The organism is Anaerobacillus sp. QJM3NY_17, from assembly GCF_056173665.1.
The window spans coordinates 940,144-958,241 of record NZ_CM149685.1; the positions used below are offsets into that span (position 1 = coordinate 940,144).

Genomic DNA, 18,098 nt, shown 5'->3' on the forward strand with positions numbered 1-18,098 from the left:
ATTAAATGGTTAACAAGGGAGGAGAAACCAATTAAAAATAAACTTCTGTCCGCTGTATTTACTACGTTATTTATGGGGTTATTGTGGATGCTAAGTGGGTTTATTGGTTCAAGTGAACCATTTGGGATTGATGATTTCATGTTTATAGTGGTCATTATGGCTTATACAGCCTTTGGTACTTTAATATTTGGAATTCCCGTATCTCTTTTATCTGATTGGGTTTCGAACAAATTATCATCCTATCGCTTTATCGTCGCTGCATTTATTCATCTTTCTTTAGCGGTTGCTACATATTTTGTAATTGAGGATTTATCAGTTGTTGCTGTTGGAGCTGCGGTCTTTTTCTTTACAGCGGAAGAATGGCAGAATCGCAAACTTAGAAAGTTTCAAACGAAATCTTTTATTAGCAACACCTTGTTCGTCCTAGTGTTGTTTGCAGGGGTATGGGGTTTTTATCAACTCGATTTAGAACAAAAGACTGATATGCAGTATCTCATTCCTAAGGGGTATGAAGGCGTTATTGTCGTCAAATATAACCAAGAAGAGGAACCTCGTCTGGTAAAAGAAAAGGGTAAAAAAGTAATTCAAGTCTCTAAAGAAGAATTAGAATATACAAGTGTAGAAGATCGTATAGAATACGGTGTAGCAAAGACATCTTCTGATGAGCCTAAAGGTATGATAAATGATGAGTTTTATTACGTTACTAGTGATGGCAAAAGAACAAGGATTGATGATTCTTGTATTTATCGGAGTCGCTCAGGTAGTATTCATTTTGATGGAAAAGAAGGTCAAAGCTATGAAGTTCATCACGTAACAAACACAAACTGTGGAGACCAATTTAGTATTACGGGTAACCCGCTCTATAGTGATCAAGAATATGAAGTCATCGAACATTTATTTTCCGATTTCTACAAGTATTAGCTTTTTCGTTTCGAAGCCCTAATCACTCCCAGTTCTCTCTCTTGAGTCTTGTGCGTAAGGTATGAATACTATAATCCCCATACAATAGCAGATATGAAAGACTTTTTAGCAAGTATAGACGCATCGCCAGCGTTTTTCCGGTCTTTATAACACATAACTAATATAACTGCTGCAGAGTAAAAACTCTCCATAAGATTTACGCATATTTAGAATAACAGTACTAGAGGGACAAAAGATTCTTGAAGATGTAACCAAAGATACGTAAGGATTCCACCGAATTTAATTAACGAAAAGAAACCATATATATTACGAATCCATAAAAAGGTTTAGAAATGCTATCTCTATATCAATTTTTGTGGTCATCCTGTTACCTTAATAATAACGACTAAAGAACTCTTGAGTGATCTTCAACAATCTCGGAGCGCTTGCTGAATAAATGGTAGGCGCTCTATCCAGGTTTGGGTTTGAGATAACTTAATAATACTGAATGAAGGATTAATATCTTAATTTATTGAAATTAAGTAATAGGTTAGCATAACTAAAGAATAAGGGGTTAATCCATGACATTTAAAAAGAAGCTAAATGAAATAGTTGATTTTCAAGCTACTTTAGAGGATGGATATAGGGATATTATTGAATTATCGAAGAGATGTAGGTTTTCTAATTGCTCTCATACGAAAGAAACAAATTGTGCTGTGAAAAATGCGATTGATGAGGGAATTATTTCGAAGGAAAAATTCATTTCATATTATAGAGAGAGGAACGAAGCTTTATATGTTTCAAATCAAAGTAATAAAACTAAAGCTAGCGAGTATATGAAAAAAAGGGATCTTTTTCGAGATCCACCTATGAATTTTGAGTAGATGAAGAATATCAACCGATTTATCTCAGTTTCAAGTCATCGATTAAATCGGAGCGAATCATGTTTGATTTAACGTTAAATAAGGTTTCCAAAACTATAAACAAGAACCCTTATAATATTTTTCCGTTTAGGATACGTGCAAAGCCAGGTAATGTATTACTCCAAAATATTGCTTCAAGAACTTTGCTTTTATCCATTGCTGCGTCACTGTTTTAATAGTTCATCACGGTTTAAAGCCCGTGGAGGTTCTTCCATCCATCCATGTTTAATCAAAATCTTAGCCCCGTCTTCAGCGTATTTTAATATTTCTGCAATTAATCGGCTATACATAACCCCAATATCCCTTCTTGGACTCATGGATATGCTTCCCCCGTAGTATCCTACACTAAGTGCAATTAAACTTGTTGTATAAAACATCATTATTCTGTCAGAAAAAGTGTGCGTAATAGAATCAGTAACCTCTGTATCCAATGTCATAGGGGAGGGTAAATCACTTTCTTTTAAAAATGAACCAAATATTTCACAATGCTTATTTGCCATTTCCTTTCCTCTTAACAGAAATTGTTTTACTTCTTCATCCTGTGCAACTTGGCTATAACCAATCAGTGTGGCTGCCCCTAATGCGTTTCTTTGAAAATTGGTGTATAGGTTTGTGATTTCGGTACCAGTAAGGGGTCTTTTTTCTCCAAAAAAGCCTGCCAAAAAACTTTTCTGTTTTACAAAATCATAGGATTCAGGTTTTGGGAGGTATGGTGACCTAGTATACAACCCCTTTGCCAATAATAAATCATTCGTTTGTTTAATAAGATTGTCTGATTCCCGTAAACACTGACTAAAGAAGCTATAAACATCTTCTCTGACTGCTACAGTTGTTGCCGTGCTATACACATTTATACCAATTTTACCAAGATAATTAACATTATTTAATAAATAAGTATCAGAAAACAACCTCGGGGCAGTCACATCAACGTCTTCATTTAATTCAAAACCATGAGGAACAGGATAACCTTCCTGAGTAAAAATCTGTGTTATTGTGTTCACGTGCAATTGTGAAATGTCTAATGCATATTGAATAACAGATTTAATTTCAGTATCTTCCACTGTATTAAGATAGTATTTTAGATGGCAGATGGAACCACTGTCATTCATGTATGTAGCCCATAAAGTTGTTATCTCTGCTGATGTTAATTTGATACCGGTACGTTGAATGAACTCCATTGTCTTCACTCCAAATCAAATATGGTCTAACCTTCAGTTTATCCTTTATGTAACTATATATGTAAGATGAAGTTGTGGCTTATCCTATAAAGATCGCGAAAATAGGATCCCTATACGAAAAAGACAATTGATCATAAGCATTTTGAAAGAAGGTGATATTCAAGGTCTACCTAACCCATATTCTGTGCCATTAATTAAGTAGTTTTTGAAGGCAATTCAAGGATATTGGATCACGTCCTTTGTTCCGTTATTTCGGAGCTTATCTGTAATTAGGATAAGCTCTAATTTGAATAAAATAAAGATTGAGTTAGTCATTGGAATTTGAAATAATTGGTATTGAAATGATTGAGTAGATAAATGGAGTAAATAGAAATAATTAAAAGGAGAAGGTAGTGGATAATGATGGATAAACTTCTCTTGGTTCTATTGTTACTTGTTGGTGCTATTTATCTTGGTTTCAACAGCGCTGGTTTAATGGCTGTTTTATTTAATGATGTTTTACGTGTCTTAATGCTAGTTTACATTTATACAGAAAGTGATGTGAAACCAAGTTATTCTCTTTATTGAATTAAATCGGAGCGATAGCTGCACAATATAGCTAGTGCTCATTAAGCTAACAGGGTAGTTATGTCCAAGAGCGAACATTGATTGTATATTCAAGTTTAACTAAGCAAGTAAATAAATATTGGTGGGGAATCTATGGAATCTAAACTAATAATCTTACGAGGAAATTCAGGGAGTGGAAAAACGACAATTGCAAAAAGCCTTCAAGATCATCTAGGTCAAGGTACGCTCTTAGTATCTCAGGATGTTGTTCGTCGTGATATGTTAAAAGTACACGATAGAGATGGAAATCCTTCAATTGATCTAATACGTCAAATCGCAGAATATGGTAAGGATAATTGTGAATTTGTTATAGTTGAAGGGATTTTAATTAAGCGCCGTTATGGTGATATGCTGAATAACTTAATTCAGTTCTATGGACAAAAGGCACATACATATTATTTTGATTTATCCTTTGAAGAAACAGTTACACGTCATTACACACGCTCTCAAAAGATGGAGTTCGGTGAAGACTCCTTATTGTCCTGGTGGCATCCAAACGATTTTCTTGGAGTGGAGGGAGAAGTGCTAATTACTAATGATATGTCCCAAGAGGATATACTGAAGCAAATTTTAAAGGAATTACAAAAGTGATTATTGCTTTGGATACTTCACTGTATGACTGCGTTAGTTAGAGATTTACTTGTAAGTATCTCAATATCGAGTTTTAAACTAAATCGGAGCGCTTGTTTAATTAAAGGTTAAGCCTCCATATACGATAATGCTTAGTTTAGTTGAATATCTATTAGGGAAAAATTATTGAGAACGGTATAATTCGCTCGTTAGGAGTTGATATTTTGTTAGGAAATATTGCTTGGTTTTTCTTATTAATTATATTGTTTTCTTATGTTGCTTGGAGGAAATACAAAAAGCATTATAATGAAAAAAAACAGTGGAAAAATGATAATCTAAACGAAAATACCGAAACAACTGAGGAACAAAGACAAAACGAGAACAAGCATCGTAAGCCAGGCGGATTTTTCGGATTTTAGTATATATTTAATCCTTTGAACACAAAAACAAGCAGAGGGTATTCCCCCTGCTTGCTATTTTCCTGCATTGTTAGCTTGTTCAGGCATTTTTTCTTTTGCAATATCAGCGTAAGCTTTATCAACATTCTTCTCAATAGCTGCCTTGTGTTTTTCGTAGGCTTCTTTTGTACCTTTCCAAATGACATCGCCATTTTCATCAACAAATTCAATATCATAATTAAGTGGTTTTATTTTACCGTTTTTGATCTTATTAGTCATGTCTACAGTGGAATGTTTAATATGAGAATGGTCTGAAGAAGGATTTATATTTGCTTCAGCAGAGTCATATATAAAAATTCCACCTGCTGTTAAAATTCCTAAAGCTAATGTACTTGTAATTAATTTTCTTTTCATGGTTGATACACACTCCTTCTATTTATTCATTCATTCGGAAATGATCATTTGAAGCTACTTGGTCATAAGGATAGTTATACCCTGTAGTCCAGCCTGCATTATAAGTCCACATTTCTCCGTGCATTTCTACTTGTTCATCCCAAGTATAAGAACTTGACCAACTTTTCCATGGAAACTCAAAATAATAATCAGCTTCTTGCCATTGAGAAATCGCATCTGATGAACTAGCACCATCCCCAAAAGTCCACATTACTTGTCTATTTCCATATTTATTTGTGGAAACAGTAGCAGTTAAATGATCTTCATTTGTATCATTTTGAAAGCTTGATGGATATACATTAGGCATTATTCCAACATAATTTGTATCCCAACCAAATTTGAACCAAGGAACGATTTCCTTTGTAGACTCATTTTCAATTAAGACATTGAATATCATCTCTTCACCATATGTAAGGTTAGTTGTAGGACTCTCGTTCAAATAGAACCCAATATCATCTCCATGACCGTGAGCAGAATAAGAATCATCACTACCATTATAACTGTTATAAATCACAGTGTCTGGATAACTCAAATCTGCTGATACCTCACTACCAAAAGGAATTATAGTCGTAATTATTATTAAAGAAAATATTACAGAAAGTTTTCTCATTTTAATTTTCCCCTTTTTTTGTAACACTTTCGTAATGCTATCAGGTCAAAAGTATTTAAAAAAGTGAAATAAGTCACCGTTATTAAAATGTGACTAAATTCACCGTTACTTTGATTGCTTTTATTTTGTGTTATAAATAGAATATTCGTAAATTATGGCTAAATAAATTTTATACCATTCACTGTAATAGGCATTGTAGCACTTCTTGGTTTTTAATTATTTTAGGGAGAAGAGTTACACAACGCATGGAGAATTTCAACAAATCAAAATGTCGAAAGACTTGAAAGGGAATTGTAGAGTCATAAAAATAAAAAGTATTCACGAGATTAAAATTTCTGGACTCGAGTCTTCAACTATATCGGAGCTTATCTGTAATAAGATAGGCTCCTTTTTAATTTGAAGTAAAAGATTGAGTTATCCGCACTAATTTGAAATAATTGGTATTAAGGGATTAGTCGTATTATAGAAAAATTAATTTTAAGTAAATTGGAAATCTATTCAGAAGGGGGGATGAAATCTTGAGGATAAGATTTTTTATGCTTGTATTGTTGATAGCTATTAGTTTAGCAGGTTGTATTCAGTGGGAAGAAGAAGGTGAAAACAGTCCAGAAAAGGCAATAGATGAGTACGATAAATTTAAAGATGTGAAGATTTATGGTTCTCATCAAGTAGCCGATGATTTAACTTTGGTGGTACTAGAAGGGACATATACACAAAAGGGAATTTGGGTTGCGGAAGTTCATTTCATAGAAAAAGATAATAGGTGGAAAGTGAACAACATTACACACCTAATGGAACCAAATGAAAATTGGAGCCCTTTTGAAATAATGTTAGAGAGCGATGAAGGATATCGTGTAGGCTTTTTAAAGAGTGATTCAAAAAACAAGGAGATTGAAAAAGTTGATAAAGTAATCAACATAGAAGGTTACGATAATTGGAAGGTTTGGATACAAAAAAATTGATCGGTTGAAAGTAGAGATTGATTATAAACTGTTTGGTGACTGATATTCACTGTTCAGCAATCTCGGAGCAATTCTTTAATATCATATTTGCGTAAATGTTAAAGAACGATCTTGATCAATAGGGCGCAATTCCGTACTAAGAAATTACGTCTTTTCTTTAAGGAAAAGGTTGAGCAAGTGAGCGAATTTTGAAATAAATGAACGACAATAACCTTGATACGATAGATGGTATCCGTTTAAAGATGAATCGATTGATAAAAGTTCCTCCATCCTCTCTTTGTGGGTTGTTGTTGTGGTGAGTTTATTCTACCAAAGAGAAGGTCAATTTGTGTTTTTATAGCTAAATGACATTGTATGACCAACGTTATATCAAGGCTTCCCTTTTTTAAGTAGCGGAAGTTGAGTTAGCCATTTTATTAAGAGCACCTTGCGCTTTATATTTAACCTCTTATTACAAATAAAAAAAGAACACCAACTACAGCTGCAGTATTTGCAACTCGTAATTAGTGCCCTCGGTTTTCAATAAACTTACGTATTTTTAAGATTAATTCTTCCTTAGATAATTAAATGTGTATATAGATGTGGTCAGCGATAACCCAACTACAAGAAAAACCCAAAAAATTTGAGGAAGTAAATTAGAACTTGAAAACAACATGTTAAATAATGGTTTTACTAATGCGCTAAAGAGGAAAAAATTAGCTATAATATTTACAATAAAAAGAAAATTAACCATATACTGTTTACTCTCCTTTGATTTTACTTTACGCTTATATATGTTAACAATTTTTTGAAAGGGAGAGATAGTTTTGAAGAAAAAAATTGTAATTGGTACAATAGTCGGTGGGTTGTTAATCACACCTTTTTCTCTGAATTTAACAAACCAATCTAGTACTGCCCCAACTCTTGAGATTAAAAAAAACACTGCAGATGCAAAAGTTGCAGACTGGATCAAAAAGTTAGCTTGGCCAATTGCTAAAAAAGCTGGTAACTATTTTTACAACGTAGACGCATCTTTTTCTAGCGGTCAGTATGCAGATACAGTAACACCTGGTTCAATATACTATAATAACGGCACATATGGTACTTCCTCTTATTTTGATTTTAATATCGTTTCTTCTTCTCATTCAATAAATATGTACGCGGATACAGCTATCTGGAACTTTGGATCGAACATCTCCGTTATTTTAACTAATCCTTATGGATCGTACGTTAGAAATCGTTCAGTTGACCCTACACAATGGACAACCTATAGCCCTGGAGTAACTGGTACATATAGAGCACAATATGTAGTTAATAAAAAGGAAAAATGGACTCCTTACTTAGTATATAGAGCCGATGAGGGCTTTGTAAGTTCTGCTAGGACATCATCAAAACTAAATAGTACACAAGTTTCGCAAATCAATGGAACCATAGATATAACGGACCATTTTGCTACAGATTCAAAATATGGAAATATTATCACTCCATCAGATGAACACTCTAATATAAATGAAAATACCCTTCGTTCATTTAGTGCCAGTAATTCTAAAGGTCCTTTAACAGCAGAAGAGTTAGATAATCAATACTATGATGAGAAATTGAATGTTCACGTATACTCTATGAAGGATTATCAAGCAGGTGACACGGTGTATTTTGAAGACACTATACAAAACATAGAGTATAATAAAGAAGAAAACCAAACTGTATTTACTTTTCACGGTGAAAAAGAAGAGCAAAAAGTTAAATTCAAAGGTGATATAACCGGTTCCTATAATGTAGGAGAAAAGCTTAAACTAGATTTTGAAGTACAACAATTAACCAATGAATATCCAAATCTATCAGTAATTGATTACTTAAAACATGTATTAGATAATAATGAAGTGCCTGAAATTGATAATTATCTAAGTAAATAATTTACTCCTAAGGCCTGCAATTCAGCAGGTCCTTTTTAATTGGTGTCTATATAAAAATAAAATGTGTTTGAACAACAATCGGGACATTTACTAGAGGGAGATATTTGTGATTGGTTTATTAGAGATTATATTTCAAGTATCAGGAGTGGTGTTGATCATATGTGCAATTTATTATTATTTTCATTTTAAGAAAATCAAACGGGAAAGGAAACTGACTCCAGTTGAGTTAACAGTTTACGTTGTAACTCAATTTGCATTTCTTCTTTTAGGAAGTAGTTATTTACTGCTACTTTTGGATAAAAATTATTAAACAAACTCGGAGCAATAGCTGCACATTGGCTATCGCTTGTTGTGCTAACGGTGCAGGTTATTTAGAGTAGATCAGGATTTTGCATTAAAATTATACAAGAAATCACAGGGGAGATATTAATCGATGAAAGGAATATATGAATCTATAAGTGAAGGGCAGTTAAAAAAGTATGCAGAACTTGCTGTGCGAGCTGGTGTAAACCTGCAGAAAAATCAATTATTGATTATTCATAGTGATATACAACATGCTACGTTTGCACGTTTAATCCAAACGGTGGCCTACGAGGCAGGAGCGTCCAATGTATTTATAGACTGGACAGATGAACAGTCTACCACAGAGTTTTTCTTACACGCAGCAGATACTGTCATCGATGACTATCCTAATTGGCAGGCTTCTCGTTTTAAGGAATGGGAGGATGCAGGTGCTGCTTACATCCATATTATTTCTGAAAAATTAGAGGTCTTTAAGGAAGTTTCTACAGAAAAGATAAATCGTTTCCAAAAAGCTTCTCGTACCAAATTGAGGGATCATCATGCGAAAATTAGGTCACACGAGGTGCGCTGGTGTCTTCTAACTGTCCCGAGTGTTGGATGGGCAATTAAAGTATTCCCCAACCTAAGTAAAGAAGAAGCTTTACAATCCTTATGGAATTTAATCTTAAAAGGGTCTCGGGCAAATGGGAAAAGCCCTATAAAAGATTGGGAGAGTCACAATAGATCCTTCAAGTCTCGAAAAAGGATCCTAAACGAGAGTCAATTTGAATCCCTGCATTTTACAAATAGCCTTGGAACTGATTTAGTAGTTGGTCTACCTAAACATCATCTCTATATCGGTGGGGGTGTCATAGATAAAGATGAAATACCTTTCTTTCCGAACATTCCTACGGAAGAAATATTTACTGCTCCTCATAAAAATAAGGTGAATGGAAAATTGGTAGGTACTAAACCTCTTATCTATGGAGGAAGTGTGATCGATGAATTTTATCTGATTTTTAAAGATGGACGAATTACCGACTATTATGCGGCAAAAGGCCAAGAGGTGTTACAAAACCTCATCGAAACAGACGAAGGATCACAGTATCTAGGTGAAATTGCCTTGGTCTCTAATAAATCTCCTCTTGCTCAGGCAGATACTCTTTTTTACAATACCGTGTTTGATGAAAATACGTCCTGTCATATCGGAATCGGAAATGCATCTCCTTCCAATATTCAAAACGGCATTGACCAATCTGAGGAAGAGTTGAAGGCAGCTGGTCTGAATACTTCACTTTTGTCAGTCAATGTGACCTTTGGTACCGAAGATATGAAAGTAGAGGGTGTTGAAGAAGATGGAACTGAAGTCCTGCTAATGAAGGATGGGGATTTCGAATTCTAAAACATCTCCAACTTAAAAACAGTAAAAACTGATTTCTGGGGGATTAACTTAGTGCTAGTTATAGTGAAAACAAACTGGTGCATTAGGTAAAGATCCGTTTCAATATCTCGAAATCAAGTCTTCCGTATTATCGGAGCGATGTTTGAATAACAAAGGGAAGCTCACTTTTAGAATACATTATTCTCACTGTATTAAGGATGGTTGATAAGTTTGTTAGTTGATGGAGAAGTGGTTATTGTTTTTGGAATAATATGTTACATAGCGGTGAGGGGAATATTCGCATTAAAACTTAAATACAAAAAGTCTTTTATATGGTTGAAAGAATTATTAAGAATGCTAGCTGTAATATACATATTTGTGGTTATTTCAGTAACGCTATTCCCATTGGTATTAGGTGATAACACGTACGGAATGAATTCTTTTAGGTCATTAAATTACACTCCTCTTACCTCTATATTCAGAGACATTGAACAAATAGGTACAGCTTATAATGGAGATACACTGTTTATGCTCAAGCTGATAGTGAAAAATGTTGGTGGTAACATACTATTGCTGATGCCGTTGGGATTCTTTGCTCCGATGTTATTAGATATGTACAAGAGGCTAAAGAATACACTTTTACTTGGACTTCTTGCCTCTTTATCTATAGAATGCCTACAATTTGTTGAACTTCTTTTAGGAATTGGATTGGGACGCGTAGTCGATATTGACGATGTTATTTGTAATGTACTAGGGACTGTTTTGGGTTTCCTTGTTTATAAAATGATATTTGCTAAATTGAGTAAGGCTATGACACCATCCCAACGATCAAGTGGACTAATGAATAATTGAATTTCCCTTTATTAAAGTATCTCAGAGCGATAGCTACACAGTGGTTATCCCTTAGCAATCTGGTGCAAGATTTGACGAAACGTTATTCTATTAAGGGGTGAGGTTATGGGGTTTTGGTATTTCTTAATATTATTTGTAGGAATATTTTTAGTTGTTAAGGGGCTACTTGGGAATAAAAGAAATGGCTTGGTATTGATAGGTGTCATAAGTATTGCGTTCTCAATATTTATGTTTACACCAGGAAGTGATGAAATCGTTTCAGAACTATTAAATTTTTTTGGTATAGATATATGAGTAATCTCCTACTAGGTATTTTCACTAATGGTTACAGTAATCGAGTATTGGAAGTAATATGACAATCTTCCACAAACTCGGAGCGTTAATCTAAAAAGGATTACGCTCCTTTTTGTTTAAGTTAATAACAGGGAAGTTTAACGGAATAAGAGGTTGTTATATTCAATCCATAAGAGGGCCAGAGATTGTTGAAGAAAAACCTGTTCAGTTTATGCTAGAAACTAAATGGAATACTAATCATAAAATACATTAAAAAGTGGGGATATCAATGGTTGCAAAAGCTAAAAAGGATTTAGATGGATTGAAAATAATTGGTGAAATTTGTGGAGCGATTCGTGATGAATTGGTCCTTAGTACGAAACCCGGAATTACCACAAAAGAACTGGATGAAATTGCAAGAGAGATGTTTGAAAAGGCAGAAGCTCAATCTGCGCCAAAAGGAGAATACGATTTTCCTGGGTATACGTGTATTAGTATAAATAATGAAGTGGCGCATGGGATACCGAAGAGAAAACGGGTCATCCATGAAGGAGATTTAGTGAATATAGACGTTTCAGGTTCAAAAAACGGATATTATGCAGATACTGGAATTTCATTTGTAGTAGGGAAAGGAGACGCGGCATTACAAAAAATATGTGACGTTTCTAAAGAAGCATTCCATGCTGGACTTAAGCAGGCAAAGCCAGGTTCAAAAAAAAGTGCTCTTGGAAAGGCTGCACACAATGTAGCGAAACGCCATGGGTTAACAGTAATAAAAAATCTTACAGGACACGGTATTGGACGTTCGCTTCATGAAGAACCTAAACATATTTTTAATTATTTCGCTAGTTGGGATGATGAAATCTTAAAAGATGGTGCGGTAATTGCCTTTGAGCCTATGATCTCTACATTTGAAGAGGAAGTTTTCCAATCTGAAGATGGATGGACTTTCTTAACCAATGAAAGCTTTGTGGCTCAATACGAACATACGGTTATTCTTACAAATGAAGGACCAATTATTACTACATTATAAAAAGCACAATACGGCAATCGAGCGCAATTCAAGAATATTAATTAAGTCCTTTGTTCCGTTATCTCGGAGCTTTTTACGGAGCAAAAAACGTTTTTAGAGCTTGGAACCATATAAGCCGTACCAAGCTCTTTTTTGAGATATTAGCGAGTAACACATTTAATTTTTACTGCTGGTTGTCTTTTGATCTATAGTCGGTAATCCTGAATAGAATTTGTTGTGACGAGAAATTTTTTAAGGTCCAAAAAAGAATTCTGGAACCATAGCCCACAAGCTAATTAGGAGCAATACAATAGTTGGTGCAGCCCAATAAACAGTGTCTACGCCCTTTCGTTCCATTATGTATAATATCAGGACCAATACAATCATCAATAGTGGTAACAAAGGGTAGGCTCCATTTGCTACAATCTGATAAATCCATATGATAGTAATAAGAATGCCTGACAAGATATTAAAAATATGAGGTTTTTTCAAGATCTACCTCCTTTTGGATGGAATTTACCATTTCGATTATACACTACAATAGTTATACTTCTTATTCAATATAATCGGAGCTTATCTTCAATAAGATAAGCTCTTTTTTCTATGGAAATTTTCCTTGCTTTCTATGATTATTGAATTGGTTATGCATAGTGTTATACTTTTAATTCTGTTCTTCTCATTACCGAATAAGAGCGATCCATTTATCTAAGGGTCAATACATATCTAACTTCTATTGATTTCGTGTGGTGTCCTCACTTTAAGTATCCTTTCAAAATCCAGCAAAGAAAATTCATCATAACCTTCAGAAAAAAATACAACCAAATGAGCTATGTTCCGTCTAATAGGTGAAAGGGTGTGAAAGATGATTACTAGTAAAAAACGGGATGATGAATATGAAGATGATCTCAGCAAAGAAGAGCGAGTTGAATGGTTAATGAACGAGTACGGAAGAAATATCACTCGCTTAGCATTTACCTATACAAAACAACAACAGCTTGCTGAAGATATCGCACAAGAAGTTTTTATTAAATGCTATAAAAATCTAGATAGTTTTCGAAATGATTCAACTTATAAAACTTGGATTTATAGAATAACTGTAAATTTATGCAAGGATAAGCTGAGAAGTTGGTCCTTTAAAAATATCGTTTTAAATGATTTCTTTTCAAAGTCTCGTCATACATATGATACTCCGGAAACTGAATTGATAAATTTAGAAAGTAAAAGAATGCTTTCTGAACAGGTTATGTCGTTACCAGTCAAGTATCGAGAAGTGATTATTCTCTATTATTATGAAGAACTATCTTATAACCAAATCGTTGAGTTGTTGCAAATACGAATGCAAACAGTGAAGTCTCGTTTACACAGAGGACGTATTTTGTTAAAAAAACGACTCGAAGGAGGTAAAACAGATGGATGATTTCTTAAAGAATCTTAAAGAGGATATGAATGAAACAGTGTTAAAAGATATTGATTTTGACAATAAACATAAACGAAACGTCAAGAATGCCATTTATTACAATCAAAAGAAGACAAGAATCAACATCCAGCAAAGATTAGGGTTTTTGTTAAGTATAGGATTTACGGTAATTGTTATGTTTGGAATTGGTTATTTAACTCTGGATAAGTTGGGGTTCATGGCTCTTGATGAAGCATCTCCAACAAATGAAACAAGTGAATTAAAAAGCGATATAAAGGCGGGCGATGAGGATAACTTTTTCACTCCCCCGGCTCAGGATGAACTATACGATGATTTGTCAAAAGAAGATGTGTCTACAAAAATGCTGAATACTGTTGATTATTTTAGTACAGCATCAGGAGAATTTGAATTACAAAATGTATACGATGATAACTCAGAAAGCAATGAAAGGATCGAGTATACGGTTAGCTTGGAAGAACATGTTGGAGAATCTGTGATCTCAACCTCTTTTTATGATGAAGAGATAATGGGAGTTAAGTCCAATATAAATAAAACATTTTATGATGGACAAAAGGTATGGAGAATTGACAACAATAGAGAGGAATATTATGTGAATGAACCTGAAGTTAACGGCAAACAGCAAACCGTTTATCCAAACGAAGTATTCCAGGTGGAGTTAAGAAAGCTCTATGATTCTCCTGGCGTATTCAGGCAAAGTCCACCGGATAGCAGTGCCCATATCTCTTTGTTTCCATATGAAAAAGTAGCTTATTATTTAAGAGAAGAAAATCTTTGGGATATTGAAAAACAAAACGAAGAACTACTCGGCCATAATACAATTGTTTTATATGGCGAGATACCAAAAAGTGATACAGATCGAATGAAAGGTAACCAATTTCGTTTTTGGGTAGATAAAGACACAGGTATTCTCGTGCAGTATGAAGTATACGATCAAAATGGAGCGGTGACTAGCTACCTACACCCAGAACGTTTAGAAATAAATCTACCAATTTCCTCAAAAGAGTTTATACCTAATCTTGAAAATTATAGTGAGATGGAAGTAGATCAGCCTTCTTATGAAGATTCGAAAGAAGCAGATATAGAGGTAGTGGATCACGCGGATTATTATCCAGAGGAAGTCGATGTCGTCTTGACGAGACTTGAGAAAGAACTACCATTTTTATATGAATTCAAGAATAAGGAGTTGGAACTTTATTCTGCTAGTTATGAAAAATATAAAGACTATAAACAGGCCTATCTAACTTATAGCTATAAAAAGGATGAAGATGAAGATGGCTCAGGATCCAAACTTTTATACGTTCGTCAGTATCATAAAGATGCTGTTGTTCGTTCGATAGGAGATTTCGATACAGGAGCGAAAGATAAGCTTGAAGAGTTTGATTTAAATGGGATTCATTGGGTTAGCTACAAACTTAACAATATTCCGGAATCTCATTTTATTGGAAAATCTGATGATTACAAATACGAAATCGTAACCCAGGATATTTCTGCAGAAGTAACGAAACGATTATTAGCCTCATTCAAAAAGAATGATTGAAGTAGGATAGTTTACAGGGGGCATCATGAATAGCATAAAGAAAGAAAAAAGGAGTCATTTACCATACCGGCTAAATATATTGTTTTTGTTCGTATTCTTACTGTTTTCTGTTTTAATTTTTCGTTTAGGATATCTCCAATTAGCTCAAGGTGATGATTTTGAAAATCAAGTAGAAGAAACAGATAATGTGGAGGCTAAAACAACTTCCCCTAGAGGTATGATGTTTGATCGTTACGGTAGAGTTGTAGTAGATAATAAACCTACCTTTATTATTACTTATACTAAGACACAGGGGACTACTCAACAAGAAAAACTGGAAGTGGCAGAACATCTTTCAAAGTACATTGAGAAAGGGACTGAAAAAATAACTGAAAGAGACTTGAAAGATTATTGGATTATTACTCGTCCAAAAGAGGCAAGATCGAAGTTAAGCGATAAAGAAACCAAAGATCTTAGTGACAAAGATGCGTATCAGTTACAGTTAGATCGTATTAAAGAATCAGATCTAAATAAAATCTCAAAAAAAGAATTAGAAATTGCAGCCATTAAACGTGAAATGGATGGTGGATACGCATTATCTTCCCAAACAATTAAACAGGATTTGACGAAAGATGAAATTGCTGAAGTGAGCGAACATCTGAGTGACCTCCCGGGGATAGAAGTTGCAGCTGATGCGATTCGTGAATACCCTTATAATGAAACAATAAAAACTCTATTAGGAAATACAGGACAAATTGCCGAAGAGGAAGTAGATGCTTATCTTCAAAAGGGTTATGGATTAAATGATAATGTGGGAATTAGTTTCTTAGAAAGACAATATGAAGAGTATTTAAGGGGACAACCGTCAAAAACAAAATTTGTAACTGATAAAGAAGGAAATCCAATTGGAGATCCAGAAGAAATTCCGGGCTCCAGAGGCGGAGATCTAGTGTTAACTTTAGATATGGAGCTTCAACAATCTGTAGATGAGATTTTAAAAGAAGAGATACAAGAAGCACGCTCAGAAGGAAATTATTCGTTGGAACGCGCTTATGCAGTAATGATGGAGCCAAAAACTGGAGAAATATTAGCAGCTTCAGGACAAGAACTAACAAATAAGGGATTTGAAGATCGTTCATACGGAGCATTTATGGATGCTTATGCAATGGGATCTACTGTTAAAGCAGCTACTGTATTAACGGGCTTTCACTATAGGGCCATTCAACCAAATACTTATTTTTATGATACTCCACTATATTTTCCTGGAACAGAACCAAAGAAATCATATGTGAACATGGGGAGTATTAATGAATTAACTGCCCTTCAACGTTCATCCAATGTCTATATGTTTAATATTGCAATGGAAATAGCTAATCATAAGTATGAAAAAAATCAAGGCGGGGCTTTCGATATAGAAGCTTATTCAAAAATGAGGAATGTGTTTTCTCGATTTGGTTTAGGAGTAAGCACCGGAGTGGATATCCCTTCTGAAGCAACTGGTTATGAGGGGAATAGTAATATATTAGGTAATTTGCTTGATCTCAGTATTGGTCAGTTTGACACTTATACCCCTATTCAAATGGTTCAATACATTTCAACCGTAGCAAATGATGGACAAAGGATGGAGGCACATTTACTCAAAGAAGTGCATGAAGCTAATAATGGAGATGAGCTTTCAAACAATATTTTATATCAGTATACACCCAAAGTAATGAACACTGTGAATATTGATCAAAAGTACTTTGATATAGTTAAAAAGGGCCTATGGATGGTTACACATACTAATCAAGGCACGGCCAATTTTTTTAGTGATAAATCTTATAACCCCTCCGCAAAAACTGGAACTGCAGAGTTTGGAGAAGATAACTATAATTTAACTCTTGTAGGGTATGCTCCTTCTGATGATCCTGAAGTCGCTTTTGCAGTTGTAGTGCCAGATATCGATAACACTAATGAAATTAATCATGATATTAGCGAACGGATAATGGACAAGTATTTTGAAATGAAAAAATCAGGACATCAGATGGAAGTGAAAGATAAAGGAAATGACTAAAACATATCTCTATTCAAATCTTGAATCGAGGAGAAATCAGTGCAAAAAAAATCAGTTTATTTACTTGTAATATCAATTCTTGTATTTAGTGTTTTTGTATACTATATATATGGACAAGAATATAGATACGCAAAAGAATTCGCGAATGAACTATATGAGTATTCAATTCCTCCAAACACAGTACTAATTGAGAAAGGTTATGATTTTGCCTACAACTATGGAGGAGGGCCTAGGGGTAATGGAGGATATCCAACGGTAGTCGCTTTCATGAAATTATCATCTTCTCTCAGTGAGCAAGAAATATTCAATTACTACAACCAAGATGATATTGAAGTATATTTTGACTGGTGGGTGGAAGAGGAAAAAGGCAAAGAGTGGTACGAGGGGATAAAACCAAAACCTCAAAAGCTAAGTGATAAGGAAAATATCAATAAAACTATTAAAGTCGTTATTCAAAAAAGAAGTCTCCTTGTCACTCCTTATGGGGAGGTCGTTTACTAAGTTAAATTTATCAAAATGGTTAATTAAGATATGGAAAACAAACTTATCTCAAATTTGAGTCTTCAACAATCTCGGAGCGATTCTGCAATATCATAGCAGCGTAGAGGTTGAGAAACGATCTTCATTAATTGGGCGTAATTCCGCACTTAGGAATTACGTCTTTTCTTTTAAGAAAAGGTTGAGTAAATAGTTCTGGTTTGAAATAATTGGAATTGTAGAATTGATTATTTCTGTTGAATAAGCTGTTTACGTACCGAGTTAAATTTGACCAAAGAAATAATTTATTTAGATACTCACA

The 18,098-nt window shown here is 34.3% G+C and carries 18 protein-coding genes; 15 read left to right on the top strand and 3 right to left on the bottom strand.

The genetic code is table 11. The features are described from left to right. Positions 1–87 precede the first annotated feature (87 nt). Both AC0VYV_RS05080 and AC0VYV_RS05085 read left to right on the top strand, forming a co-directional pair. Positions 88–921 (top strand): DUF6843 domain-containing protein, encoded by an 834-nt coding sequence (locus AC0VYV_RS05080; protein WP_475366334.1) that lies wholly within the window; start codon positions 88–90, stop codon positions 919–921. Between the two features lie 560 nt (positions 922–1,481). Next, the gene (locus AC0VYV_RS05085; protein WP_475365790.1) at positions 1,482–1,784 is read left to right on the top strand and encodes a hypothetical protein; all 303 of its coding nucleotides are present in this window, start codon (positions 1,482–1,484) and stop codon (positions 1,782–1,784) included. A gap of 203 nt (positions 1,785–1,987) precedes the next feature. On the opposite strand, the gene AC0VYV_RS05090 is transcribed toward AC0VYV_RS05085, so the two are convergent. After that, positions 1,988–3,001, bottom strand: a complete 1,014-nt coding sequence (locus tag AC0VYV_RS05090) for a DUF3231 family protein (RefSeq protein ID WP_475365789.1) — start codon at positions 2,999–3,001, stop codon at positions 1,988–1,990. Between the two features lie 402 nt (positions 3,002–3,403). Here AC0VYV_RS05090 and AC0VYV_RS05095 point away from each other — a divergent pair, with 402 nt between their 5' ends. The 3 genes from AC0VYV_RS05095 (at position 3,404) to AC0VYV_RS05105 (ending at position 4,596) form a co-directional block, all read left to right on the top strand. After that, complete coding sequence (locus AC0VYV_RS05095) at positions 3,404–3,568, top strand: hypothetical protein (protein ID WP_475374520.1); 165 nt, start codon at positions 3,404–3,406, stop codon at positions 3,566–3,568. 132 nt (positions 3,569–3,700) lie between these two features. Continuing rightward, positions 3,701–4,198, top strand: a complete 498-nt coding sequence (locus AC0VYV_RS05100) for a kinase (RefSeq protein ID WP_475374521.1) — start codon at positions 3,701–3,703, stop codon at positions 4,196–4,198. Between the two features lie 203 nt (positions 4,199–4,401). After that, positions 4,402–4,596, top strand: coding sequence for a hypothetical protein (locus AC0VYV_RS05105; protein ID WP_475374522.1), 195 nt, complete (start codon positions 4,402–4,404; stop codon positions 4,594–4,596). 54 nt (positions 4,597–4,650) lie between these two features. On the opposite strand, the gene AC0VYV_RS05110 is transcribed toward AC0VYV_RS05105, so the two are convergent. Both AC0VYV_RS05110 and AC0VYV_RS05115 read right to left on the bottom strand, forming a co-directional pair. After that, positions 4,651–4,989, bottom strand: a complete 339-nt coding sequence (locus AC0VYV_RS05110) for a hypothetical protein (protein WP_475374523.1) — start codon at positions 4,987–4,989, stop codon at positions 4,651–4,653. A 22-nt stretch (positions 4,990–5,011) separates the two neighbouring features. Next, on the bottom strand, positions 5,012–5,638 hold the full coding sequence (locus AC0VYV_RS05115) for a hypothetical protein (RefSeq protein WP_475374524.1): 627 nt from the start codon (positions 5,636–5,638) through the stop codon (positions 5,012–5,014). A 518-nt stretch (positions 5,639–6,156) separates the two neighbouring features. Between AC0VYV_RS05115 and AC0VYV_RS05120 the strand changes: the two genes are divergently transcribed. The 10 genes from AC0VYV_RS05120 to AC0VYV_RS05165 all read left to right on the top strand — a co-directional run bounded on the left by AC0VYV_RS05120 (position 6,157) and on the right by AC0VYV_RS05165 (position 17,800). Continuing rightward, on the top strand, positions 6,157–6,600 hold the full coding sequence (locus AC0VYV_RS05120) for a hypothetical protein (RefSeq protein ID WP_475366751.1): 444 nt from the start codon (positions 6,157–6,159) through the stop codon (positions 6,598–6,600). Positions 6,601–7,406: 806 nt separating this feature from the next. Beyond that, positions 7,407–8,492, top strand: coding sequence for a hypothetical protein (locus AC0VYV_RS05125; RefSeq protein ID WP_475374525.1), 1,086 nt, complete (start codon positions 7,407–7,409; stop codon positions 8,490–8,492). Between the two features lie 433 nt (positions 8,493–8,925). Beyond that, positions 8,926–10,176, top strand: coding sequence for an aminopeptidase (locus AC0VYV_RS05130; protein ID WP_475374526.1), 1,251 nt, complete (start codon positions 8,926–8,928; stop codon positions 10,174–10,176). Between the two features lie 210 nt (positions 10,177–10,386). Next, positions 10,387–11,007, top strand: a complete 621-nt coding sequence (locus tag AC0VYV_RS05135) for a VanZ family protein (RefSeq protein ID WP_475365781.1) — start codon at positions 10,387–10,389, stop codon at positions 11,005–11,007. Positions 11,008–11,112: 105 nt separating this feature from the next. Then, positions 11,113–11,301: a hypothetical protein gene (locus tag AC0VYV_RS05140; RefSeq protein ID WP_475365780.1), complete on the top strand. Its 189-nt coding sequence runs from the start codon at positions 11,113–11,115 to the stop codon at positions 11,299–11,301. Positions 11,302–11,569: 268 nt separating this feature from the next. Beyond that, on the top strand, positions 11,570–12,313 hold the full coding sequence (gene map, locus AC0VYV_RS05145) for a type I methionyl aminopeptidase (protein WP_475365779.1): 744 nt from the start codon (positions 11,570–11,572) through the stop codon (positions 12,311–12,313). A gap of 841 nt (positions 12,314–13,154) precedes the next feature. Next, on the top strand, positions 13,155–13,709 hold the full coding sequence (locus tag AC0VYV_RS05150; protein ID WP_257147693.1) for a sigma-70 family RNA polymerase sigma factor: 555 nt from the start codon (positions 13,155–13,157) through the stop codon (positions 13,707–13,709). After that, entirely contained in the window at positions 13,702–15,267 is a 1,566-nt protein-coding gene (locus tag AC0VYV_RS05155; RefSeq protein ID WP_475365775.1) for a hypothetical protein, read from the top strand. The genes AC0VYV_RS05150 and AC0VYV_RS05155 overlap by 8 nt, the downstream gene beginning before the upstream one ends. Before the next feature lie 25 nt (positions 15,268–15,292). Next, complete coding sequence (locus AC0VYV_RS05160; RefSeq protein WP_475365774.1) at positions 15,293–17,299, top strand: peptidoglycan D,D-transpeptidase FtsI family protein; 2,007 nt, start codon at positions 15,293–15,295, stop codon at positions 17,297–17,299. Positions 17,300–17,338: 39 nt separating this feature from the next. Further along, positions 17,339–17,800 (top strand): hypothetical protein, encoded by a 462-nt coding sequence (locus AC0VYV_RS05165; protein WP_098444768.1) that lies wholly within the window; start codon positions 17,339–17,341, stop codon positions 17,798–17,800. Positions 17,801–18,098: the final 298 nt, after the last annotated feature.